The organism is Acidiphilium sp. PA, assembly GCF_026191915.1.
Classification (GTDB): Bacteria; Pseudomonadota; Alphaproteobacteria; order Acetobacterales; family Acetobacteraceae; genus Acidiphilium.
Window position 1 is genome coordinate 122,863 of the sequence record NZ_JAIMBY010000005.1, and the last position, 22,203, is coordinate 145,065.

The window sequence follows — 22,203 nt, forward strand, 5'->3', positions numbered from 1 at the left end:
CGTCCGAGCCGTTCATGCCTGCCACGATCAGGAAACGCCAAGGAAGCGAGGAAACATGGACTCCATGGGTCAGCCTATCCCCACCGGGCCGAAACGGCGCGATGTTTTGCGCGCCGTCGCTGCCGGCGCCGCGGCCGGCATTGCTCTGCCGTCTTTGGCATCGGCCGAAATCGCGCCACCGGCGGTTTCGAGCTACCCTGCCAAGGCGTTCCGCCAGACCGAGAAAGATCCGGCCTTGCAGGCCATGTTCGGCACCGCGACGCTGACCGACACCGCCGATGTCAGGATGGAAGCACCTGATATCGCGGAGAATGGCGCGGTCGTGCCCGTCACCTTCGATGCCAATTTGCCCGGGATCACGGCGGCCGGCGTACTCGCGCTCGATAATCCGTTCATTCTGGCCTGTGCTTATAAAATCCCGCCCGGCACCAGCCCTGCAATCTCGAGCCGGATCAAACTGGCGAAGACGACGCAGGTTATCAGCGTCATCCAGTCCAACGGCAAACTGATGAGCACCGCCAAACAGGTCAAAGTCACCCTCGGCGGCTGCGGCTGAAGGAGATTGGAGATGGTTCATCAAATTCTGGTCCATGCCACGACGACGGGCGATACCACCACGGTCGAAGCTTTGATCAAGCACCCGATGGACAGCGGCTTCGTGCGGGACAAGAGCGGCAGGATCATCCCGCCCCACTACATCGAGGTGATTGAATTCACCTGCCAGGGCAAGACGGTGCTCACGGGCTATTGGGGGCCGGCGGTGTCGAAAAATCCGTTCATCAAATTCTCTTTCAAGGGCGGCAAACCTGGCCAGCCGATCGGGATCGCCTGGGTCGACAATAAAGGCGAATCCGCCGTCAGCACCGCCAAGATCGTCTGACGCCGGGCCGCATGGACCGCCGCACCGCGCTGATCGCCGCCGCCGCGATCACGACAGGATGGGCAACGCGCAGCCGCGCCGCCACGCCGCCGGACAATGCTAATCCATTCGCCACGCATAAGCTCGTGCTGCAGTTGTCCGATGGTTCGATGGCCAAACAGAACACCATCATCAGCGCCGCCAACTCGGTGCTGAAAGATTATCCCGACACCGTTTCGATCGTGGTTGTCGCGTTCGGACCCGGCGTGCGGATCCTTTATGCCAATGCTGTGCTGCGCGAGGCGGTGGACAGTCTGGTGGCGCAAGGGGTCGAATTCGACGTGTGCATGAATACGATCGACACCATCGCGCGTAAAACCGGCCACGCGCCGAAACTCAACCCGCACGCCGTTCCGGTGCCGTACGGCATTCCGCGCATCATGGCGCTGGTGGCCAAGGGCTATATCCTGGTGCGCCCGTAAGAATGGCGGGCATGGAGGGGATGGGTGGTCGGGATCGCGCGGAGCGATGTGATCCATCCCGATACGGACCGCCGCGGGGTGCGGCGGTCCCGGGTCGGATCAGAAGATTTTTGCAACCTGGGCGAGGAAGATCACGTTGTTTCTGACGCCGCCGCGTACGCGGACATCGGTGGTGAGCGAGACCTGCGCGGCGATGGTGGGAGCGAGGAAGGTACCCGCGTTGACGCCGATGGTGGTGACGTCGTTACGATTGCCGGTATCGAAATTGCCGATCGGCGAGGAGAGATAGGCCTTGCCGCCGATGGTCTGCTCGAAGCTCAGACCGACGTAGCCGGCGGTCTGCGGGTGGAAATAATACGGCAGATAGACGATGACCTGACCGGCCGCTTCGGTGTGGACGGTGGATTTGAAGGGGCCGATCGGCGGACCATCGCTGTTGTTGCCGTACAGATACCCATCGAGCCAGACTTCGAAGTCGAGGCGTTTGCCCTTCGGCTGGCCGAACAGACGATGGCCAAAGCCGATTTCGAAATTATTGACGACCGAATTGCTGCTGGCGTTCAGGGAAACGTTGCGGTTGTACGCACCGATGGCGGGGCTGAAGAAATAGGTGAAGTTCAGATAGGCGTCCTGCGTCGGGTTGCTGTAGGGGTAGATGAAGGCCGATAGCTGCGGCTCGGCAAAGCCGCCGTTATTGGACAGGCTTTGGCCGCCGACCTTGGTGTTGCCGATGAAATTGACATCCGGCGCGATGATCTGCACGCCCCATTGCGCACCGAATACCTGGCCGAACGTGTGGACGAAGCGCAGGATCGGCACATCGGTGACGACACTGGTGTTTCCCACCTTGGTGCCGCCGGCGGTGTAGAAACTGTCGCCGGAGGTGATTTCGTTATACATGATCGCGATATTGACGTTCGGCGGCGGCGTGATCAGGTCGTAGGGCAATGGGCCACCGGCCTGCGCGGGCATGACAGCAGCACTCAGCGCGAGCAGCGCGCCAGCGGCACCGACGGTGCAGATCGCACGGCTCGCCAGGTTTTTGCGGGTTGGTGTCATTGGACGAAGTCTCCCTTGAACTGGAAATTGTTGCAGCTTTATTTAACGGGATTGTGCGGCCATAAACCCCATCAGATCAACACGCTGCATCGTTGAACTGTAATTCGGCGCCTGTTTTGTGTCGCGAAGTGTCGTTTCTGCCACATGCAGTTTTTGCTTTGGGTTCATCATAAATAACCGGCACCGGCTTCTTCGGCGAAGCGGGCGGGACTGCCCTGCCAGACCATGCGGGCGTGTTCGAGGACATACACACGATCGGCGTGGGGCAGCGCGAAGGTGACGTTTTGTTCGCCGAGCAGCACGGTGATATCGGTGGTTTCGCGCAAGCGTGTGAGTGCCTCGGATAACTGGCCGAGGATGACCGGCGCCAGACCTAGCGTCGGCTCGTCAAGGATCAGTAAACGCGGCTTGAGCATCAGCGAACGGGCGATCGCCAGCATTTGTTGTTCGCCGCCCGACAGGGTGCGCGCGTGCTGTTCGCCGCGCGCCTTGAGGATGGGGAACAGGCCGAACAACCAGGCGAGGCGTTCGGCCCGCTCCTGGTCGGGCAGGCGCTGGCCGGCAAGGGCGAGGTTGTCGGCGACGCTCATGGCGCCGAACAATTCGCGGGTCTCCGGGCATTGGACGATGCCGGCGCGCGCAATGGCGGCAGCGCTCTCGCGGCCGCGCACGGCACCGTTCCAGGCGATCGCGCCACGAAACGGCACCAGGCCGGAAATGGCGTTGAACAGCGAGGTCTTGCCGGCCCCGTTGAGCCCGACGACCGAGACGAATTCACCTTCGTGGATCGTGAGCGAAACATCGTCGAGCGCCTGGGCCTTGCCGTAGAACAGGCTGATGCCGCGCACATCGAGCAGCACCTTGCGCGCCGCGATATCGGCTTCGGGACGTTCATGGGTTTCGATGCCGCCACCGAGATAGACGCGGCGGACGGTTTCGTCGCGCATGACCGCGCCGGGGGCACCTTCGGCGATTTTTTCGCCGAGATAGAGTGCGAGCACCCGATCGGCGAGGGAGGCGATGCTTTTGACATTGTGGTCGACCAGCATGACCGCCCTGCCCTGGTCGCGGAACCGTGTGATCAGGGCCGCGAAATCATCGACCTCGCCGCGGGTGAGGCCGGCGAAAGGTTCATCGATCAGCACCACCTGCGGGTCGCGCGCGATGGCTTTGGCGAGTTCCATCCGCCGCAGGTCGGCGAATGGCAGGGTGGCGGGCATGCGGTCGAGCACGGCCGCGAGCCCGCATTCGGCGGCGATGGCGCGGGCGCGGTCGATTGCGCCGGGTGGCGGACGGAGCCGGTCGATCCGGTCCGGCAGCAGGCCGAGCAGGATGTTTTCGAGCACGGTTTGCAGACGCAGCGGGCGGGAGTGCTGGAACACGATGCCGATGCCGGCGCGGGCGATCTCGAAGATGGGTTTGCCGGCGATATCGCTGCCGTTGAGCAGGATCGCGCCGCTGGTGGGTTTCACCACACCCATTATCATCTGCATGACGGTGGATTTGCCCGAGCCGTTCGGGCCGATCAGGCCGAGGATTTCGCCGGAATGAAGGGCGAAATCGAGCGATTTGACCGCGATCAGGCCGCCGAATCGCTTGTGCAGGCGATCAACGACAAGAATGGGCTGCGGCATGCTCAGGCCCCCCTGCGCGAGGGCAGGAGGCCGAGGAGCCCGTCCGGCAGGATCACGATGACGATCAGGGCGATCAGGGCGACGACGAACGTGGAGAGCTGGCCGATCGGGCGCAGCAATTCGCCGGCGACGATCAGGAAGATGGCGCCGATCGCGCCGCCGATGATCGTGCGCCGGCCGCCGAGCACGGCGGCGATGATCACGCGCACGCCGATCGAGACATCGACCACGGCACTGACCGAGGCAGTGCCGAGGTAGAACACCAGCAGGGCACCGGCGAGGCCGGAGAACAGGGCGGAGATTGCGAAGGCCATGATTTTATGTCGTGTCGCGTTGAAACCGAGCGCGGCGGCGGCGATTTTGTCCTGGCCGGCGGCTTGCAGGATCATGCCCAGCGAGGACCGGGCGATGATGCTGAGCACCAGCCCGCTGATGATCATGAAGGCGAGCGCATATTCATAGTTGGGGCCGCTGTCGATCGAAAGGACGTCGGGCACCGAGAGGCCGATTTCACCGCCGGTGACGCCGGCGAAGATGACGATGGCCTGTTGCAGCAGCAGCACCGCGACCAGGGTGATCAGGCCGAGATAGGGGCCGCTGAGGCGGAGTGCCGGAATGGCGAGCGCGACGCCGCCTGCGACCGCGACGATCGCGCCGATGAGAATGGCGAGCGGCACCGGCGCGTGCAGCAGGGCGTTGGCCATGCCGGCCCCGTAGGCGCCGAGGCCGATCAGGAAGGTCGGTCCGAAATTGACCTCACCGGCATAGCCGAACAGCAGATCCCACGACATCGCGAACACCGCGAAGTAAAAAGCCGTGGTCAGCACGCCGAGAATATAGCCATTGGCACCCAGCGGCAGGACCGCGAGGAACACGAGCACGATGATGAGCGGCAGGGCACGCCGCAGCGAGATTGTTCGCATCTAGCGCCGTCCCAGCAGCCCTTGCGGCCGCACGTAGAGAACGATGATCAGCAGAAACAGCGCCGGCACATCGCGCAGCGACGGCGAGATGAGGTAGGCGGTAAGGGTTTCGATGTAGCCGACCACATAAGCCGCCATCAACGTGCCCGAGACCGAACCGAGGCCGCCGAGCACGACGATGGTGAAGGCGCTGCCCGTCAGGTCGGGGATGTAATCCGAGCCGGTGCCGAGGAAACTGCCGAGCAGCACGCCGGCAATGCCCGCGAGCACGCCGTAGATCAGCCAGACGGTGAGGTAGATGGTGCCGAGTTCGAAACCAAGCAGGGTGAGCGCGCGCGGATTGATGGAGGCCGCGAGCAGGCGCTTACCGATTTTGGTGCGGTTGACCAGCAGCCAAAGGCATCCCATGACCGCCCAGGCGATGATGGCGATCAGCAGTTCATTGATCGGTGTGCGAACCCCGAGGATGCCGATGGTGCCGCCGATCAGCGGTTGGACGGTGACGGGGCTGTCGGTGAAGGCATAGGCCAGGGCTTCCTGGATCATGACGCCCCAGAGCAGCGTTGCGGTGAGGACGAACAATTCACGCTCGCGCGGCGGGATGGCGCGGGATCGCTCGATCGGGCGAACGACACCGCCATAAGTGAGGAGGGCCGCGCCGATGGCGGCGCCGAGCCCGGCGAGTGCCCCCCAATCCGCACCATAGCCGAGCGACGTCCCGACGTACCAGGCGATCATCGCGGCAACCACCAGCAGGCCGCCATGCGCGAGGTTGAGCACGCCGGAGACGCCGAAAATCAGCGTGAAGCCCAGCGCGCCCAGAGCATAGAGCGTGCTGATCGCGAAGCCATCGATCAGGATTTGCAGTGCAAGCAAGGATTCCGCCCCCGGTCAGACATCATGCCGATCATACAGCGCCGCCGGCCCCGCAGGGCCGGCGGGTTGCGGCACGATCAGGATTTCGCGGGCAGCTTCACGAACGAAGGGAACGCGGGCTTGGCATTAGCGAGGTTCAACGGCCAGATGCATTTCTGCTCACCCTTCTGCCACTGAACCGCGACGCCGGTGACGTATTTCGGGCCATATTTCAGCGCATGGGTGAATTTGTCGGACGGGCCTTCGAACGCGATCTGGCCCTGGGTGCCGACCATGTCGGTCTTGGCAAGCTGGTCCACGACAGGGAGCGGCTTGGTCGATTTTGCCCGCTCGATCGCGTCCTTCAGGGCGTAGATCGCATCGTAGGTGGAATAGGCGGAATAGGCGGGCGAGATGCCGAATTTTTTCTGATAGGCGTCGGTGAACGGCAGGGTCTTGGGCGTGATGGCCACGCCGGGCGCCGAGGTGTTGCCGGTGATGACGCCTTCGGTGGCGCCATTGGTGGCTTTCCAGAACACCGATGAACCCGCTTGCGCGTTGATACCGGCCATCGCGATCGGCACTTTCTGCTCGGCCCATTGCACGGTGGGCTGCACACCGACATGCGCCCAGCCATCGATGATGACGTTGGGGTGCAGGGCCTCGATTTTTTGATAGATCGGCGTGAAATCGGTCGTGTTCGGGGCGAAACGGATATTGTCGAGCACTTTCAGCCCGGCGGTTGGCAGGCATTTGTCGTAGCCGGCGTCGAGCGGCTTGGTCCAGGCGGCATCCTCGCTCATGACGACCGCGGTCGTCATGTGGAACTGGTCGACCAGGGTCTGCTTCGAGGCATCGCAGACGGCACGGGCGAGATCGGCGGCGGGAAGGTAGGCGTGGAAAATGTATTGCCGCGCCTTGTAGTCCGCGTGGACGTATTCGGACAATTCGTTGGCGGCGGCGCCGGTGATCATGTAGGGCTCGTGCAGGCGGGCGGCCCAGGGTTCGAGCGCGAGCGCCACTTCGCTCACGAACGTGCCGACGACGGCGACGGCGTGGTCCTGCTTGACCATGCGCTGAAACGAGCGAATGGCATCGGTGGTGGACAGGTGATCGTCTTCGATGATCAGCTTGATCTGCCGACCGTCAACACCGCCGCTGGCGTTGATCTGGTCGGCCGCGAGGGTAGCACCATTCGCAATGGCCTTGCCCGGAATGGTGCCGAGTTCGGTGGTGATGCCGATGACGAGCGGTTTGGCGGCCTGCGCGACGGCGGTGGCGACGACCAACGACGCGGCGCCTGCCAGCAGGACTGTGCATAGTTTTCTGGACATATCATGTCTCCCGTTTTCTTTTGGCGAGGATGGACGAAGCCCTCGCGACCATTCATGCCATAGGTGGCGCAAACGGCAAGGGGGTATCGCACGCTGTAACCCCGATCGCCTTCACGATGCTGCGGAATTCATCGGCAATCTCAATCAAATATTAAGAACTCTCGGTTAGGGATGGCGATGCGATGGCGTGAGCAGGGTCATTCCACGCCGGGTTTGAGGGCAAAATGCTGTGGCAGTGATCGGGCAAAATTGGTCGGCGTCGCGCACACGTGGCGGGATGATTTCAGCAATGGCAGCCGTGCGATGCTGAGGCGCTGGGTACTGGCATCGGGCGCGGTTGTCGCGATGTTGGGCGGGGCGGCCCATGCCGAGCCGCAGCATCAGGTCCCTGTTGTTGCGAAGCCACGAACGGCAGCGGGTGGTCGGCTGGTGGTAACGCAGGGCAGCGGCCGCCTCGTTGATTTGACCGGGGCGGCGAGCAATGTGTTCGTCGCGGACCCCAATGTGATCGCGGTTCGGCCAGCCAGTGCGCGCAAGCTGTTCGTGTTCGGCAAGGCGCCGGGTTTCACCACGCTGACCGCGACCGACAGTAACGGCAAGGCAATCGCACTCTATCACGTGGTCGTGACACCCGATCGCTATCCGGCGGTGCGGGTGCGGGCGGAGGCGGCGCAGGTCGCGCCGGGTGCTGCCGTGCGCGTGACCAGCGAGGCGAACGGGCTGGTGGTGCGGGGGCGTGTACCGACACCGGCACAGGACTGGATGCTGATGAATCGGGCCCAACTCGCCGCCGGCCCGGGCCAGACCGTGATCAACGAAACCGAGGTGCAGCAACCGCAACAGGTCGCCCTGAAAGTGCGAATCGCACAAATGTCGCGTACCGTTACCCAACAACTCGGCATCAACTGGCAAAGTGCCGCGGGTGGTGTCGCGATCGGCAAGTTCCTGTTCGGATTTTCGACTCTTGGCAGTCTGCTCGGACCATCGAGCGCCGCCGCACCGGTCGGGGGTTCGTTCAATCTGCAATTTCCGCAGAACACCGTTCCGATCGATGGCGTACTCGATGCGCTGAACACGGACAATCTGGCGCATATCCTGGCTGAGCCGACACTTACGGCGTTGTCCGGGCAGACTGCGAGCTTTCTCGACGGCGGGTCGTTCCCTGTGCCGGTGCCCGGGCAGAACGGTACCGTCACCGTCGCGTATCAGAATTACGGCGTGCAGTTGAAATTCAAACCGGTCGTGCTGAATAACGGCAGTATCATTCTGCATGTCGAGCCGACAGTCAGTTCGCCGACCACGCAGAGCTCGTTTCAAATTTCGGTCGCCGGCGAAGCGATTGTCGTGCCGTCGCTTTCCACCCAATCGGCATCGACCACCGTGGTGATCGGCAGCGGTCAGACGCTGGCGATCGCCGGTTTGCTTGATAACAGCAGCAACCAAACCGACAGCAGCGTGCCGGGCCTGGGGCAGGTTCCCGTGCTGGGAGCGGCATTCCGCAACGATAACTTCAACAAGCAGGAAGAAGAATTGGTCATTCTGGTCACACCCTACCTGGTCAAGCCAGTCGATGATGCGGCGAAATTCGAAACGCCGGACAGCGGGTGGACCACCCCCGATCAGGTTCAGCGTATCTTCCTGTTTCGCGAAAACGGCACCGTCGCGCAGGAAACCACCCTGCCGGGTGCTGCCGGCTTCGTGCTCCGGTGAGGCGCATGAACCCGGTTTCCGCCGCTACCGCTCTGGTCGTCGCCGCGCTTGGCATGGGGCTGAGCGGCTGTAGCCAGTTCGAGCCGTTTCAACGCCAGGGCACCTGGCACGCCAATCGGGCGCCGATGCAGAACATCGAGATCGAACTGGCGAACCCGCGGGATTTTTATCGCGGCAGCAGCCATCCGGTGTTGACGGGCAACATGGCGACCACCGCCATCGATTCCGCCACCAGCGCACTATCGAGCGGGTCATCGGGCAGCAGCACGGGGTCCGCGCAGTCTGGCAGTGGCGGCAGTGCAGGTGCATCGAGCAGTGCCGCGGGCGGTTCGAGCGGTTCGGCTGGCATGGGTTCGGGCAGTATGGGGTCCGGCGGTATGGGCGGGGGTAGCTCGGGCGGCGGCAGCATGGGCGGCATGTCGGGGGGCGCAACGCAATGATCTCGTCGATTATCGATTCTCAACGTAACGTCACGATCGGGCTTGGACGTCGCATCGCGGCGGTTCTTCTGATCCTGGGTCCACTGGCAGCCTGTTCGAACGGCACGCCGCTGAGCGCGGCGCTGACCGGCAACCGGACACTCAATATCGCCCGGACGGCACTCGCCGGTGGCAATCCGCAGATGGCGCTGACCGTGACCAATGCTGTCCTGAAATCCAACCCTGATGACAGTGAAGCCCTGATCGATCGGGGTGACGCCTATTACCTGCTGAGCGACTGCGTCAGCGCCACGGCGGATTTTCGCCACGCCCTGCGCGTTTCGCCGCGGACCGCGACAGCCGAGCTTGGACTTGGCCGTTGCGCGCTGCCAACCGATCCGCGCACCGCCGCCGACGATTTCAACGACGCCACGCGGGATGCGCCGGGCAATGCGGTCGCGTTCAACGATCTGGGCATCGCTCGGGCCGACCAGAGTGAGTTCAGTGCGGCACAGGCGGCCTTTCGATCAGCGCTGGCGATCGACCCTTCGATGCAGGCGGCGTCGGTCAATCTTGGCATGAGCCTGGCCCTTGGCGGCAATCCCGCGCAGGCCGAGATCGTGCTGGGTCCGCTCGCGCGCGACCCCGGTGCGACGCCGCTGATCCGCGCGGACTACGCGACGGCACTCGCCCTCGCCGGCCATCCGAAGGCGGCGAACCGCATTCTGATCGCTGACATGCCGGCGGCCGAGGCCGATGCGATGATCGCGCAGATCCTCAGGCTCCGCGCGCTGCCTGCTGTGAAAGAGGCTGCGGGCTGAGGGGGTTGATGGGCTCGGTACGGGTTCGTTCGCACGAACTGCGCGATCGACACGCCGGATCAAACGACGCGATTCGCGGGCTCGTCACCTGCCAGCACGGCCGCGATACCATCGAGCGCCAGCATACCCATAGCCGTCCTCGTTTCATGTGTGGCGCTGCCGAGGTGGGGCAGCAGAACCGCGTTTTCGAGGGCGAGATAGCCGGCGGGAACGGCGGGTTCGGCGGCGAAGACGTCAAGCCCGGCGGCTGCGACGTGCCGGGAGGTCAGAGCGGCGATCAAGGCGTCATCGTCAATCGTCGAGCCGCGGCCGGTGTTGACCACGATCGCGCCGCGCCTGAGTTGGGCGATGCGGGCAGCGTTCAGCCAATGCAGGGTTGCGGAACCGCCGGGCAGGTGGATCGACAGAACATCGCATGCGCCCAGGAAATCGGCTTCGTCCGGCTCGTAGGTGGCGCCCTGTTCCTGCGCGGCGGGGAGGTTGCGCCGGTTGTGGTAGATCACCCGCATCGACAGGCCCTGCGCCATGCGGGCGAGGGCCTGACCGATACGCCCCATGCCGAGAATGCCGAGCGTGCGGCCTTCCATGCTGGAGCCGAGCATGAAATCGGGCGTCCAGCCGCCCCAGGCGCGGGCGCGGATCAGGCGTTCCCCTTCGCCGGCGCGGCGCGCAGCCATCAGCATCAGGGTCAGCGCGATCTCGGCGGTGGCGAAGGACAGTACGTCCGGCGTGTTCACAACGGCGAGGCCGCTGGCACGTGCGGCTTGCAGGTCGATATGATCGGTGCCGACCGAGAAGGTGCCGATCACTTTCACGCCGACCGGAAGCTGCGCGATCACGCCGGCGTCGATCCGGTCCGCCGGGGTGACCAGAACAGCGTCGGCATCGGGGAGTGCTGCCAGGAACGCCTCGGCATCGAACGGGCCCACCATGTCGAGGTACTGGGCGTCGTATTCGGCGGTTGCCCGGCCGGCGACGGCCGGCGGCATTGTGCGGGTGATCACCAACCGTCGTTTCATGAGTCATCCTTCAGCGCTGCCAGCGCATCCTTGGTGTCGAAATCGCGCAATACCGCATCGTCGTCCATCGCCACTTCGGCGACCAGCTCGAGATTGTGGGCCAGGATCTGGCGGGCGCCGGCATCACCGTCGAGGGTGGCGATCGCTGCAAAGAAGCGCCGGTCCCAGAGGACCGGGTTGCCACGCCGGCCGCGATGGGTGGGTACCACGATCGCGCGGCCTTCATCCGGGTCGTATGCTGCGATCAGACGGTCGAGCGCCGCGGCATCGACCAGCGGCATGTCGCCGAGGCAGATCAGCGCCGCCGATATATCTTCGGTGAGGGCGGTGACGCCGGCTTTGAGGCTTTCGGCCATGCCCGCGCCGAAGCGCGCGGCGTGGACGAATCGCAGAGTGCGTCCCGCGAGGGCCGCCTGCACGAGATCGGCCTGGTGGCCGGTGACGACGATCACCTCGTCGGCGCGCGAGGCCAGGGCGTGGTCGACCGTCATGGCGATCAGCGCGCGTCCATCCGGCAGGGGGGCGAGCAATTTGTTGGCGGGCGCGGCGCGCGAGGAACGGCCGGCGGCAAGCACAACGGCGGCGATGCGCGGCGCGGCACTCGGCGCGGGACGGGCGGTGCGCGGCACCGGGCGTGGGGCGAAATCCTTCAGCAAGCCGCCGATGCCCATGCCGGAAATCGCCGTATGATCGATCGGGGCGCCGGCGAACACGCGATCGAGGACGAAATCGATACCGTTCAGTTTCTGGCTGCGGGCGCAGCCGGGCAGCACGACGGTTGGCATGGCGCCGATGCGCCCGAAACAGAGCAGATTGCCCGGATCGACCGGCATGCCGAACCGCTCGATTACGCCGCCCGCGGCGACGATCGCGGCCGGGGCGACATCGGCGCGGTCGGTCACCGCAGAGGCGCCGGCGATCAGGATCAGATCGGCGCCGGCGGCGCGCAACGCGGTGATGGCTTCGGTGATCGGGGCGGCTTCATGTGGCGTTTCGATCGGTTCGAGCAGGCGGCCGCCGCGGGCGAGCACGCGGCGGCGGGTCGCATCGATCGTATTGCGGATGGCGGCATCCTTGAGTTGCGGCAGGCGGGACAGGATCAGGCCTGCGATCAGCGGCCGGAACGGCAGGATCGTGATGGCGGGCGCCTGTTCGAGGAGCGCGGTGGCACGGGCGAGCGTGGCGGCGGCGACGGCGAACGGGATGATCTTGAGGGTTGCCAGCATGTCGCCGGCGGCAACCGGCACGGCATCGGCCAGCGTGCCGAGGGTGATCGCTTCGTCGATTCCGTTCAACGCATCGATCGTCGCGCGGTCGAGGCGCAGCAGCCCGGCGATCGTGGCAAACGCGTTCACCCGCCCGTGCACCGGCCCTGCGATCCGCAGTCCCGGGCCTGTGAGGCAGGCGCCGAGCCGGGCGGCGGCGGCGGCTTCCGGCACATCGCCCGGATCAAGGCGTGCGACGATGACCTCATCATGTCCGGCCGCACGCAGGGCAGCGATCATGGCGACATCGAGCGTGGCGCCTTTGGCGATCACGCGGTCGCCGGTTTTGAGACTATGCGCGAGAATGGCGCCGGTCAGCGCCTCGCTCAGCGGTGCCGGTCCGAAAATCACGCTCTGGTCGGCTTGCCACGCCGCGCTGCGACCATCTGGGCAATGATCGAGAGCGCGATTTCGGGGGCGGTCACCGCTCCGATGTCGAGCCCGACCGGGGCGCAGATGCGCGCGAGGGTCGCGTCGGTGAGGCCGGCCGCGCGCAGCCGGTCGAGCCGTGCGGCATGGGTTTTCCGCGAGCCCAGCGAGCCGATGTAGAACGCCTCGGTCGCGAGCGCGGCGATCAGGGCGGGGTCGTCGAGTTTGGGGTCGTGCGTCAGGGTGATGATGGCGGTGCGCGCGTCCGGGCGCAGGTCCTGCAGGGCTTCGTCCGGCCAGTCCGTCCGAATGACGACGCCGGGGAAACGGTCGGCCGAGGCGAAGGCGCGGCGCGGATCGACCACCGCGACGTCGAACCCCATGGTGGCCGCGAGCGGTGCGAGGCTTTGGGCGATATGCACGGCGCCGACGATGATGGCGCGCGGCGCAGGGTTGCGGGCTTCGATGAACCAGGTCTCCGCGCCGATCGTGACCATACCGGTCCGGTCGGCGGCGAGCATGGCGGCGGCTTCGAGTGCCAGGGCCTGCGGCGCGGCGGGGTCCGGCAGGATGAAGGCGGCGCCATCTGGCAGGCGGGTTGCGAAGGCGACCGGGATGCGCTGCGCGGCGGCGACCTGCAGGGCGTGGAGGTGTTCGGCTTTCACGCCAGTTTTTCCACGAACACCGAGACCTTGCCACCGCAGGCGAGGCCAACCTCCCACGCACGTTCGTCGGTGACGCCGAAATCGAGCACCTGGGGCGTGCCGGTCTCGATGCTGCGCAGCGCGGCCTCGGCCACCGCACCCTCGATGCAGCCGCCGGAGACCGAACCCGCGATCCGGCCGGATTGGGTGATTGCCATGCGGCTGCCGGCGCGGCGCGGCGAACTGCCCCAGGTGCTGGTGACGGTGGCGACTGCCACAGCCTCGCCCGCCGCCAGCCAGTCGGCGGCGATCGTCAGAATATCCTCGGAATCCATGGTCATGTCCGTCCTTCCCATAAAGCAGCCGCTTGCAGCCGGGGCGGTGCGGCGCTCGACAGCGCCGTGACCAGACCCCGCAGGCTCGCGAGATTATGCACCGGCCGAAACTCGTCGACATAGGGTAGCATCGCGCGTGCGCCCTGCGATTTTGGTGCAAATCCATCGTAGCGCAACAGCGGGTTGAGCCAGATGACACGGCGGGCCGAGCGATGCAGGCGCGCCATGTTCTCGGCAAGGCCCACCGCACCGTCGCGGTCCAGCCCATCGGTGACCAGCAGGACGACGGCGCCTTGCGCCAGCACGCGGCGAGACCACAGGCGGTTGAATTCGCCCAGCGCCTCGCCGATCCGCGTGCCGCCGGACCAGTCCGGCACCAGGCTCGCGACGTGGGCGAAGGCGATTTCAGGGTCGCGGCGCGCGAGCTGGCGGGTGATGTTGGTCAGGCGGGTGCCGAACAGGAATACCGTGACGCGGTCGCGGTCGTTGGCGACGGCGTGCAGGAAGTGCAACAGGATCTGGGCGTAGCGCGCCATCGAGCCGGAAATGTCGCACAGCACGACCAGCGGCGGCGGTTTGGTGACCGGCACACGGCGCGTGATGTCGAAAATCTCACCGGAGTGGCGCAGGGCCTCGCGCATCGTGCGCTTCAGATCGACGCGGCTGCCGCGCGCGGCGACGCGGAAGCGGCGGGTGCGCCGCTCATCGAGGGGCAGGCTGAGCCGGCCGATCTCGGCCTTGGTTTCCGCGATTTCAGCCGCGCTCATCGCCTCGAAATCCAGGGTTTCCAACCGTTCCTGGCCGGAGGCGGTGAGGATCGCGTCGATCTGCTGGGGCTGGTCGGGCGTGGGCGGGCGGTCGCGCGGCTTGGCGGTAGCCATGGCTTCGGCGAGGCGGCGGGCGCCGGGGGGTGCGCGTTCCTGAGAAGGGGCGCGACCGTCCATCTGCGCAAGTAGCGCCTCGAACGTGGCGGCTTCGGGGTTGCGCCAGAACACCGAGAAGGCCTGGTCGAACAGAGCGGCGTGCTCGTGGCGGCGCAGCATGACAGCGCGAAGGGCGGCGTGCATCACGCGGCGATCGGTGATGTCGACATGGGCGAGTGCCGTGGCCGCGGCAACCACTTCGCCGGGGCCGACCGGCAGGCCGGCGCGGCGCAGCAGGCGGGCGAAATGCATCACGTTCGACGCCAGCACGCCGTGGGCGGCGGGGGCGTTCATGCGGCGCGGACTGCCTCCCCGGTCAGCCGGGTCGCGAGTTCGCCGCGCACCTTGGCGATGTCATCCTGATATTTCAGCAGGGCACCGAGCGTATCGTCCACCGCGCCTGGGGCGAGTTCGGTTTCATCGAGGGCGGCGAGCGCCGAGGCCCAATCGATCGTTTCGGCCACACCGGGCAGTTTGAAGATGTCTGTGGTCCGAATACTTTGCACGAAGGCGACCACCTGGGCCGAAAGCAGGGCGGGGACGCCGGGCGCGCGGGCAGCGAGGATGGCGCGTTCGCGCGCGGCATCGGGATAGTCGACCCATTGGTAGAGGCAGCGGCGGCGGATCGCGTCGTGGACTTCGCGGGTGCGGTTGGAGGTGATGATCACGATGGGTTTGGTGCTCGCCGCGATTGTGCCGAATTCGGGGATGGTGATCTGGAAATCGCCCAGGATTTCGAGCAGGAACGCCTCGAACGGTTCATCGGCGCGGTCGAGTTCGTCGATCAGCAGGACCGCCGGCGGCAAAGTGGGGTCGATCGCCGAGAGCAGCGGGCGACGAAGCAGGAATTCCGGCGCGTAAAGGTTCTGGCGCAATGCCGCGCGGGACTCGCCCGCCGTTTCGGCGAGGCGGATTTCCATCAGCTGGCGCGCGTGGTCCCATTCGTAGGCGGCGGCGGCGAGATCGAGCCCCTCGTAGCACTGCAGGCGGACCAGGCGGCGGCCGAGCTGGCTGGCGAGCACCTTGGCGATCTCGGTCTTGCCGGTACCCGGTTCGCCTTCGAGAAACAGCGGCCGTTGCATCGCCAGCGCGAGATGCACACTGGTCGCCAGCGCCCGGTCGGCGATGTAGTCGCCACGGGCGAGGAGAGCTGCGGTTTCGGCAACCGAGGTCGGCAAGGGGATTGCGGTCATCCGATGAATTTGGCGATGACGATCGCAACCACAACGATCGAAATGATCAGCGGAATCCAGATTCCGATCGGCAGGCCGGCGATGACCGGGTTGCTGCGGTCGTAGCCATCGGCGGCGGGCGCGTGGGCGTGGGTGTGATCGGCCATGGTGTCCTCATGCGGAGCGTGGTGGGGCGCAGCCGCCGGCAGCGGTGCGGCGACGGCGGGGGCGACGAGTTCGGAGAACCGGGTGAAGAAGGTCTCGGCGTAGGATTTCGCGACCGAATCGATCAGGCGCGCGCCGAGTTGCGCCATCTTGCCGCCGATCTGGGCGTTGACCTCGTAATGCAGCGCGGTGCCGCCGGGGGCATCGGAAAGTTGTACCTTCGCGCCGCCCTTGGCGAATCCGGCCACGCCACCCTGCCCTTCACCGGAAATCGTGTATGAGTTCGGCGGATCGAGGTCGGCCAGCGTGACCTTGCCGTTGAACCGCGACGAGATCGGGCCGATCTTGGCGCTGACCGTGGCCGTCATTTCAGTGTCGGAGAGCTTATCGATGGTTTCGCAGCCCGGGATGCAGGCTTTCAGCACTGCCGGATCGTTCAAGGCCTGCCACACCGTCTCGCGCGGTGCCGCGATCAGCCGTTCACCAGACATATCCATCAGAGGGACGCTCCTTCATCGAATTCAACCATGCCGGCCGTGTTTAGTTTGACCGTCGCGGCGGCGCAAATCAGCCGGGGTGTGAGACGACATCGCGCGGGCAGGACGCGATGACAAGCCTGGCTGGTGCGATACCATCCATGCTGCCGTTCATCGGCACACTGCTCAGCTTTGCGCTGCTGCCGGGGCTGGCACCGCACCTGTGGCACCGGCGGATGGTGCCCATTACCTTGCTTTGGGTGGCGCTCGGCCTTGCGCTGACATCAGTACGCGCGGGGCCGGTGGCGGCATTGGACGGGTTGTGGGTTGCAACAGCGGGTGATTTCCTGCCGTTCATTGCGATCCTGATGGCGCTGTACACACTCGGCGGCGGCGTGCTGATCGCGGGCGGGCCATGGGGGCGGCCGGGCGGCAACGTGCTGCTCCTGGCGATTGGCACCGTGCTGGCCGGGGTGATGGGGACGATCGGCGCGGCGCTGCTGCTGATCCACCCGCTCCTGGCCGCAAATGGCGCGCGACGCGAGCGGCGGCATCTGGTGCTTGCCTTCATTATTCTGGTGGCGAATGCGGGCGGTGCGCTCAGCCCGCTGGGCGACCCGCCGCTGTTGATCGGGTTTCTGCGCGGCGTGCCGTTTTTCTGGCCGACGCTGCACCTGGCATGGCCGGTGGTGGTGATCGCGGCACCGGTGCTGGCGCTGACCTATGGCATCGACCGAAGGTTGGCGGTGCGCGAACCGGTGGCCCCATCGACGCGATTGCGCCTGCGCGGCGGGTTGAACATTGTCCTGCTGATCCTGTTCGTTGGCGCGATTACGCTATCGGGGCTGGTGCCGGGGCCGATGCTGGCAGTCGGGCCGGCGCGGTTGCCGGCGGCGCAGGTGGCGCTGACGCTGCTCGCCGCGATCGTGACGCTGATTTCCGAACGCGGCACGGCGGCGGGCATTCGCGCCCGCAATCGCTTCGCCTGGGGGCCGATGGGGGAAATCGCGGTTCTGTTCTTTGCGATTTTCGCGACGATCCCGCCGGTGCTGCATCTGCTGCAGACGGCACCACTCGGGCGAAATCCGGCGCTGTGGTTCTGGCTGGCGGGGCTGTGCTCGGCGTTGCTCGATAGCGCGCCGACGTATCTGATGTTTTTCCAGGCGGCGGGGGGTGATGCGGCGCATTTGATCGTCCCCCCTGCCCGGCTGCTGGCCGCGATTTCGGCGGGATCGGTGTTTTTCGGTGCGGTGACCTATCTGGGCAATGCGCCGAATTTGATGATCCGGGCAGTCGCGGCGCGGCGTGGGGTGCCGATGCCGGGTTTTTTCGGCTATTGCGCGGCCGCGGGGTTGGTGCTGGGACCGCTGCTGATCGTGCAGACCATTCTGTTCTTCATCTGACCGCGGGGTTCGGGTCGTCAGGGCCGATGCCCGAGCGAATCAGGTCAAGTTTCATCATCATGGCGAGTACGATGCCCTTGATCGGGCGTTGCAGGGTCAGTTGCAGCACGATTGCCAGTGGGATGAACACAAGCAGCGAGGTGGTGTAGCGCAGGCCGCCGTCGCGGTCCGCGATCAGCAGGCCGGCGCCGATGATCGCAAGGCCGATCACGATGGTAAGGTAAGGTGGCAGCGTATCGCATGGCACCAGACCGAGCGGGGCGTCACAACGCGGGCAGCGGGCACGGATGACGAACCAGTTGGCGAAGGCCGAGGCCCGACCGCAGGCGGGGCAGCGCATGGCGGCGCCGCGCGCGAGCGCCCTGCCCCATCCGGGCATGGTGAAGGTCGTGACGCGGGACGGCGGCCGGCGTGACCAGCGTTGCACCGGCAGGGGGAGTTTCGGCGGCAGGGTCATCGGTCTCTCCGATCGGGGTCAGGCCGTCAGGGCGGCTTCGCCTTCCAGTGCCGCCTCGATATCCTCGAGGCTGCGGCCCTTGGTTTCGGGCACCAGGAACCAAGTGAAGATCAGGGTCGCCAGCGTCATGGCCGCGTAGATCAGGAAGGTCGGACCACGGCCGAAACCGTGCACCAGGTCAAGAAAGGTGATCGAGACCAGCATGTTGAAGCTCCAGTTGGCGATCGTCGCGAGCGACATGCCGCGGCCGCGCACCGCCAATGGGAAAATTTCGGCGATCAGCAGCCAGAATACCGGACCGAGGCCGATCGCGAAAAAGGCGACATAGGCGGCGACCGAGGCGACCGTGACCCAGGCGAGGCCGCCGTGCAGCCCGGCCATGAAGCCGCCCGCGAGCATGATCAGCGTGACCAGCATGCCGACCAGCCCGGTGAGCAGGAGGCGGCGGCGGCCCACCACGTCGAGCAGGCGCATGGCCACCAGCGTCATGATCACATTGACCAGGCCAACGCCCGCGGTGGCCAGGATGGCGGCGGAGGCGGAAGGCAGCCCTGCCTTCTGGAAGATGGTGGGGGCGAAATAGATGACTGTGTTGATGCCGGTCACCTGCTGGAAAATGGCGAGGCCGACGCCGATGATCAGCGGGCGGCGGGCTTTGCTGGCGAACAGCTCGGACCAGGGGGCCGCGCGTTCGGACCGGGCCATGACATCGCGCTTGAGATCGGCCACGGCACCTGTGACATCGCTGCCGGCGCGGAGGTAGCGCAGCGCCTTGCGCGCGTCGTCGTCGCGCCCCTTGCCGGCGAGCCATGGCGGGCTTTCGGGCAGGGTCAGCATGCCGATGAACAGCACGATGCCAGGCAGCGCGCCGAGACCGAGCATCCAGCGCCAGCCATTGCCGCCGTGCGACAGCAGATAACCGACGCCATAGGACAGGACGATGCCGAAGGTGATGTAGAACTGGTTGATGGTGACGACCGCGCCGCGCTTATCGGGCGGGGCGATTTCGGAGAGATAGAGCGGCGTCACCATCGAGGCGACGCCGATGGCACCACCGACCAGGACGCGGCCGGTCAACAGGATTGGCACACTCCAGGCGACTGCCGAGACCAGCGCGCCGGTGACGAAGATGACGGCGGTGATCAGCAGCACGATGCGGCGGCCGAACCGGTCGGACAGCACACCGGCAAAGGCAGCACCGACCGCGGCGGCCGCAAGAGCGATGGCGACGACGACGCCCTGCATGGTCGCATCGAGATGAAAAACGTGGCGGATGAACAGCAGGGCACCGGAAATCACGCCCGTATCGTAGCCGAACAACAAGCCGCCGAGGCCGGCCACGACGGCAATCAGGGTAAACCGCATCGCTTCTCTCCCTTTGACCGTCTTTGCGCGACGATCACGGGGAAATGGCCAGTAGCACTTACCGTTTCAATGCCGCCGCTTCGGCCGCGAGCGTGGTGATGCGCCGCCAGTCGCCATCGCGCATCGCATCCGCCGGGGTGAGCCACGACCCGCCAACGCAGACGACGTTGGCAAGGGCCAGGTAATCATGCGCATTGCCGCGGGTGATGCCACCGGTCGGGCAGAAGCGGACGTCGGCGATCGGCGCGCCGATGGCTTTGAGCATGGGAATGCCACCGGCCGGTTCGGCGGGGAAGAATTTTTGCCATTGATAGCCGTCTTCGAGCAGATGCAGAACCTCGGTCGGGGTGGCGGCGCCGGGCAGGAATGGCACTTTGCTGCGCGCGGCGGCTTCGCGCACCAGCGGGCTGGACCCGGGCGAGACCACGAATTGGGCCCCGACCTCATCGACCGCGCGGTATTGCGCGGCGGTGAGCACTGTGCCCGCACCGACCACCATGCCCGGCACTTCGGCCACCATCGCCGCCATGGCGGGCAGGCCCGCGCGGGTGCGCAGGGTGACTTCGACCACGCCGATGCCGCCTTCGAGCAGCGCGCGGGCGAGCGGGACCGCGTGGGCGACATCCTCGATGGTGAGGACCGGGATGACCGGCGAGATGGCAAGCAGTTCGGCGAGGCGCCCCTGATCGATCATGCGAAGACACTCGCGCCGACATCGGCACCGCCCACGGCGGCACGGAAGGCGCCGAACAATTCACGGCCGATGCCGTGATGGTTGGCCGCCAGATCGACCTCCGGCAGGGGGCGCGCTGCGAATTCCGCCTCATCGACCAGCACGCGCAGGACACCGGCGGTGCAGTCGAGCCGGATCATGTCGCCGTCGCGGAGTTTGGCGAGCGGGCCGCCGCGCGCGCATTCCGGCGTGACGTGGATGGCGGCGGGGATCTTGCCGGAGGCGCCGGACATCCGGCCATCGGTGACCAGCCCGACCCTGAAGCCGAGATCCTGCAAGACGCCGAGCGGCGGGGTGAGTTTGTGCAGCTCCGGCATGCCGTTGGCCATCGGGCCCTGGTGGGTGACGACGGCGATGAAGTCGCGGTGCAGTTCGCCGGCCTTGAATGCCGCTTGCAACGCTTCCTGGCTGCGAAACACCAGGGCTGGCGCCTCGACGATGCGGTGCTCGGGCTTGACCGCCGAGATTTTAGCGACCGCCTCACCAAGATTGCCGTGCATGATCTTCAACCCGCCATCCGCGCTGAACGGTGCTGTGGCATCCCGCAGGATGGCGGTGTCGGTGCTTGCGGCGGGGGCGGGTTTCCAGCGCAGAACACCGTCTTCGAGGCCGGGCTGGTCGCGGTAGGCCGCCATGCCGTCTCGGCTCCAGACCGTGGCGGCATCGCCGTGCAGCAGGCCGTGGTCGAGCAGCGAGCCGATCAGGACCGGCATGCCGCCGGCAGCCTGGAACTGGTTCACATCGGCCGGGCCGTTCGGGTAGATGCGCGCGAGCGAGGGCACCACGTCCGACAGATCCGAGAAATCGCGCCAGTTGATGTGGATGCCCGCGGCGCGCGCCATGGCGACCAGATGGATGGTGTGATTGGTGGAACCGCCGGTCGCGAGCAGACCGACCATGCCGTTGACCACGGCGCGTTCATCGATCATTTCGCCGGCCGGGGTGAATTCGTTGCCGCGTGCGGTGATTTCCAGAATGCGCCGGGATGCCGCTTCGGTCAGTGCGTCGCGCAACGGAGTGTTAGGGTTGACGAAAGAGGCGCCGGGCAGATGCAGGCCCATGATTTCCATCAGCATCTGATTGGAATTGGCAGTGCCGTAGAAGGTGCAGGTCCCGGGACTGTGGTAGGAGGCGGCTTCGGCTTCGAGCAGTTCGGCGCGGCCGATTTTGCCTTCGGCGGCCAACTGGCGGATGCGCGATTTTTCGGTGTTTGAAATGCCCGAGGGCATCGGGCCGGCGGGGACGAAAATCGACGGCAGATGGCCGAAAGTGAGCGCTGCGATGACGAGGCCCGGGACGATTTTGTCGCACACGCCGAGCAGCAGGGCGCCGTCGAACACATCGTGCGAGAGGGCGATGGCGGTGGCCATGGCAATGACATCGCGCGAGAACAGCGAGAGTTCCATCCCCTCGCGGCCCTGGGTGACGCCGTCGCACATCGCGGGCACGCCGCCGGCGACCTGAGCGATGCCGCCCGCCGCGCGCACGGCGGTTTTGATGATGTCGGGGAAACGCTCGAACGGTTGATGCGCCGAGAGCATGTCGTTGAAGGAGGTGACGATGCCGATATTGGGTTTGTCGTCGCGCTTCAGATCGGCCTGATCGGCCGGCGAGCAGCCGGCGACGGCATGGGCAAGGTTGGCACAGCCTACGGCGCTGCGGTGGACGCCGCGTTTGGCCGTGGCCTCGATGCGCGCGAGATAGGCGGATCGGCCGGTGAGGCTGCGCTCGCGGATGCGATCGGTCACGCGGGCAATTCTATCGTTCAGCATGGCTGAGGC

The 22,203-nt window shown here is 66.0% G+C and carries 23 protein-coding genes; 7 read left to right on the forward strand and 16 right to left on the reverse strand.

Annotated elements, in window-relative coordinates; all coding sequences use genetic code 11:
* The first annotated feature begins 64 nt into the window (after positions 1 to 64).
* From soxY to AruPA_RS09205, 3 genes are read left to right on the forward strand one after another with little or no spacing between them, the layout of a single operon-like run.
* Positions 65 to 556 (forward strand): thiosulfate oxidation carrier protein SoxY, encoded by a 492-nt coding sequence (gene soxY / locus AruPA_RS09195; protein ID WP_265636369.1) that lies wholly within the window; start codon positions 65 to 67, stop codon positions 554 to 556.
* A 12-nt stretch (positions 557 to 568) separates the two neighbouring features.
* Positions 569 to 880 carry a thiosulfate oxidation carrier complex protein SoxZ gene (gene soxZ / locus AruPA_RS09200; protein WP_265636370.1) on the forward strand — a complete coding sequence of 104 codons (312 nt, stop codon included), beginning with the start codon at positions 569 to 571 and terminating at the stop codon, positions 878 to 880.
* A gap of 11 nt (positions 881 to 891) precedes the next feature.
* Complete coding sequence (locus AruPA_RS09205; protein ID WP_265636371.1) at positions 892 to 1,341, forward strand: hypothetical protein; 450 nt, start codon at positions 892 to 894, stop codon at positions 1,339 to 1,341.
* A gap of 99 nt (positions 1,342 to 1,440) precedes the next feature.
* On the opposite strand, the gene AruPA_RS09210 is transcribed toward AruPA_RS09205, so the two are convergent.
* The 5 genes from AruPA_RS09210 to AruPA_RS09230 all read right to left on the reverse strand — a co-directional run bounded on the left by AruPA_RS09210 (position 1,441) and on the right by AruPA_RS09230 (position 7,146).
* Positions 1,441 to 2,400 carry a transporter gene (locus AruPA_RS09210; protein ID WP_265636372.1) on the reverse strand — a complete coding sequence of 320 codons (960 nt, stop codon included), beginning with the start codon at positions 2,398 to 2,400 and terminating at the stop codon, positions 1,441 to 1,443.
* 167 nt (positions 2,401 to 2,567) lie between these two features.
* Positions 2,568 to 4,034, reverse strand: a complete 1,467-nt coding sequence (locus AruPA_RS09215; protein WP_265636373.1) for an ATP-binding cassette domain-containing protein — start codon at positions 4,032 to 4,034, stop codon at positions 2,568 to 2,570.
* 2 nt (positions 4,035 to 4,036) lie between these two features.
* The gene (locus AruPA_RS09220; protein ID WP_265636374.1) at positions 4,037 to 4,957 is read right to left on the reverse strand and encodes a branched-chain amino acid ABC transporter permease; all 921 of its coding nucleotides are present in this window, start codon (positions 4,955 to 4,957) and stop codon (positions 4,037 to 4,039) included.
* Positions 4,958 to 5,833 carry a branched-chain amino acid ABC transporter permease gene (locus tag AruPA_RS09225; protein ID WP_265636375.1) on the reverse strand — a complete coding sequence of 292 codons (876 nt, stop codon included), beginning with the start codon at positions 5,831 to 5,833 and terminating at the stop codon, positions 4,958 to 4,960.
* Between the two features lie 77 nt (positions 5,834 to 5,910).
* Complete coding sequence (locus tag AruPA_RS09230; protein ID WP_265636376.1) at positions 5,911 to 7,146, reverse strand: ABC transporter substrate-binding protein; 1,236 nt, start codon at positions 7,144 to 7,146, stop codon at positions 5,911 to 5,913.
* Positions 7,147 to 7,449: 303 nt separating this feature from the next.
* Here AruPA_RS09230 and AruPA_RS09235 point away from each other — a divergent pair, with 303 nt between their 5' ends.
* From AruPA_RS09235 to AruPA_RS09245, 3 genes are read left to right on the forward strand one after another with little or no spacing between them, the layout of a single operon-like run.
* A complete protein-coding gene (locus tag AruPA_RS09235; protein ID WP_265636377.1) occupies positions 7,450 to 8,856 on the forward strand; it encodes a type II and III secretion system protein family protein in 1,407 nt (468 codons plus the stop codon).
* 5 nt (positions 8,857 to 8,861) lie between these two features.
* Entirely contained in the window at positions 8,862 to 9,296 is a 435-nt protein-coding gene (locus tag AruPA_RS09240) for a hypothetical protein (RefSeq protein WP_265636378.1), read from the forward strand.
* Positions 9,293 to 10,096, forward strand: a complete 804-nt coding sequence (locus AruPA_RS09245) for a tetratricopeptide repeat protein (RefSeq protein WP_265636379.1) — start codon at positions 9,293 to 9,295, stop codon at positions 10,094 to 10,096. The genes AruPA_RS09240 and AruPA_RS09245 overlap by 4 nt, the downstream gene beginning before the upstream one ends.
* 59 nt (positions 10,097 to 10,155) lie before the next feature.
* Here AruPA_RS09245 and AruPA_RS09250 read toward each other — a convergent pair whose 3' ends face one another.
* The 7 genes from AruPA_RS09250 to AruPA_RS09280 are packed head-to-tail and all read right to left on the reverse strand — an operon-like array spanning position 10,156 to position 16,485.
* Positions 10,156 to 11,115, reverse strand: coding sequence for a D-glycerate dehydrogenase (locus tag AruPA_RS09250; protein WP_265636380.1), 960 nt, complete (start codon positions 11,113 to 11,115; stop codon positions 10,156 to 10,158).
* Positions 11,112 to 12,731 (reverse strand): molybdopterin-binding/glycosyltransferase family 2 protein, encoded by a 1,620-nt coding sequence (locus tag AruPA_RS09255; RefSeq protein WP_265636381.1) that lies wholly within the window; start codon positions 12,729 to 12,731, stop codon positions 11,112 to 11,114. Before AruPA_RS09255 ends, AruPA_RS09250 begins: the two co-directional genes overlap by 4 nt.
* A complete protein-coding gene (locus tag AruPA_RS09260) occupies positions 12,728 to 13,414 on the reverse strand; it encodes an XdhC family protein (protein ID WP_265636382.1) in 687 nt (228 codons plus the stop codon). The genes AruPA_RS09255 and AruPA_RS09260 overlap by 4 nt, the downstream gene beginning before the upstream one ends.
* The gene (locus AruPA_RS09265; RefSeq protein WP_265636383.1) at positions 13,411 to 13,734 is read right to left on the reverse strand and encodes an XdhC family protein; all 324 of its coding nucleotides are present in this window, start codon (positions 13,732 to 13,734) and stop codon (positions 13,411 to 13,413) included. Before AruPA_RS09265 ends, AruPA_RS09260 begins: the two co-directional genes overlap by 4 nt.
* Positions 13,731 to 14,945 carry a VWA domain-containing protein gene (locus tag AruPA_RS09270; protein WP_265636384.1) on the reverse strand — a complete coding sequence of 405 codons (1,215 nt, stop codon included), beginning with the start codon at positions 14,943 to 14,945 and terminating at the stop codon, positions 13,731 to 13,733. The genes AruPA_RS09265 and AruPA_RS09270 overlap by 4 nt, the downstream gene beginning before the upstream one ends.
* Positions 14,942 to 15,844 carry a MoxR family ATPase gene (locus tag AruPA_RS09275; RefSeq protein ID WP_265636385.1) on the reverse strand — a complete coding sequence of 301 codons (903 nt, stop codon included), beginning with the start codon at positions 15,842 to 15,844 and terminating at the stop codon, positions 14,942 to 14,944. The genes AruPA_RS09270 and AruPA_RS09275 overlap by 4 nt, the downstream gene beginning before the upstream one ends.
* On the reverse strand, positions 15,841 to 16,485 hold the full coding sequence (locus AruPA_RS09280) for a carbon monoxide dehydrogenase subunit G (RefSeq protein WP_265636387.1): 645 nt from the start codon (positions 16,483 to 16,485) through the stop codon (positions 15,841 to 15,843). Before AruPA_RS09280 ends, AruPA_RS09275 begins: the two co-directional genes overlap by 4 nt.
* 110 nt (positions 16,486 to 16,595) lie before the next feature.
* Here AruPA_RS09280 and AruPA_RS09285 point away from each other — a divergent pair, with 110 nt between their 5' ends.
* Positions 16,596 to 17,867 (forward strand): sodium:proton antiporter, encoded by a 1,272-nt coding sequence (locus tag AruPA_RS09285; protein WP_265636388.1) that lies wholly within the window; start codon positions 16,596 to 16,598, stop codon positions 17,865 to 17,867.
* Here the strand turns inward: AruPA_RS09285 and AruPA_RS09290 are convergent.
* From AruPA_RS09290 to edd, 4 genes are read right to left on the reverse strand one after another with little or no spacing between them, the layout of a single operon-like run.
* On the reverse strand, positions 17,860 to 18,324 hold the full coding sequence (locus tag AruPA_RS09290) for a DUF983 domain-containing protein (protein WP_265636389.1): 465 nt from the start codon (positions 18,322 to 18,324) through the stop codon (positions 17,860 to 17,862). The two genes, AruPA_RS09285 and AruPA_RS09290, sit on opposite strands and share 8 nt — an antisense overlap.
* An 18-nt stretch (positions 18,325 to 18,342) precedes the next feature.
* On the reverse strand, positions 18,343 to 19,689 hold the full coding sequence (locus AruPA_RS09295) for a sugar porter family MFS transporter (RefSeq protein WP_265636390.1): 1,347 nt from the start codon (positions 19,687 to 19,689) through the stop codon (positions 18,343 to 18,345).
* 58 nt (positions 19,690 to 19,747) lie between these two features.
* A complete protein-coding gene (eda, locus tag AruPA_RS09300) occupies positions 19,748 to 20,383 on the reverse strand; it encodes a bifunctional 4-hydroxy-2-oxoglutarate aldolase/2-dehydro-3-deoxy-phosphogluconate aldolase (protein ID WP_265636391.1) in 636 nt (211 codons plus the stop codon).
* Positions 20,380 to 22,194 (reverse strand): phosphogluconate dehydratase, encoded by a 1,815-nt coding sequence (gene edd / locus AruPA_RS09305; RefSeq protein WP_265636393.1) that lies wholly within the window; start codon positions 22,192 to 22,194, stop codon positions 20,380 to 20,382. The genes eda and edd overlap by 4 nt, the downstream gene beginning before the upstream one ends.
* Positions 22,195 to 22,203: the final 9 nt, after the last annotated feature.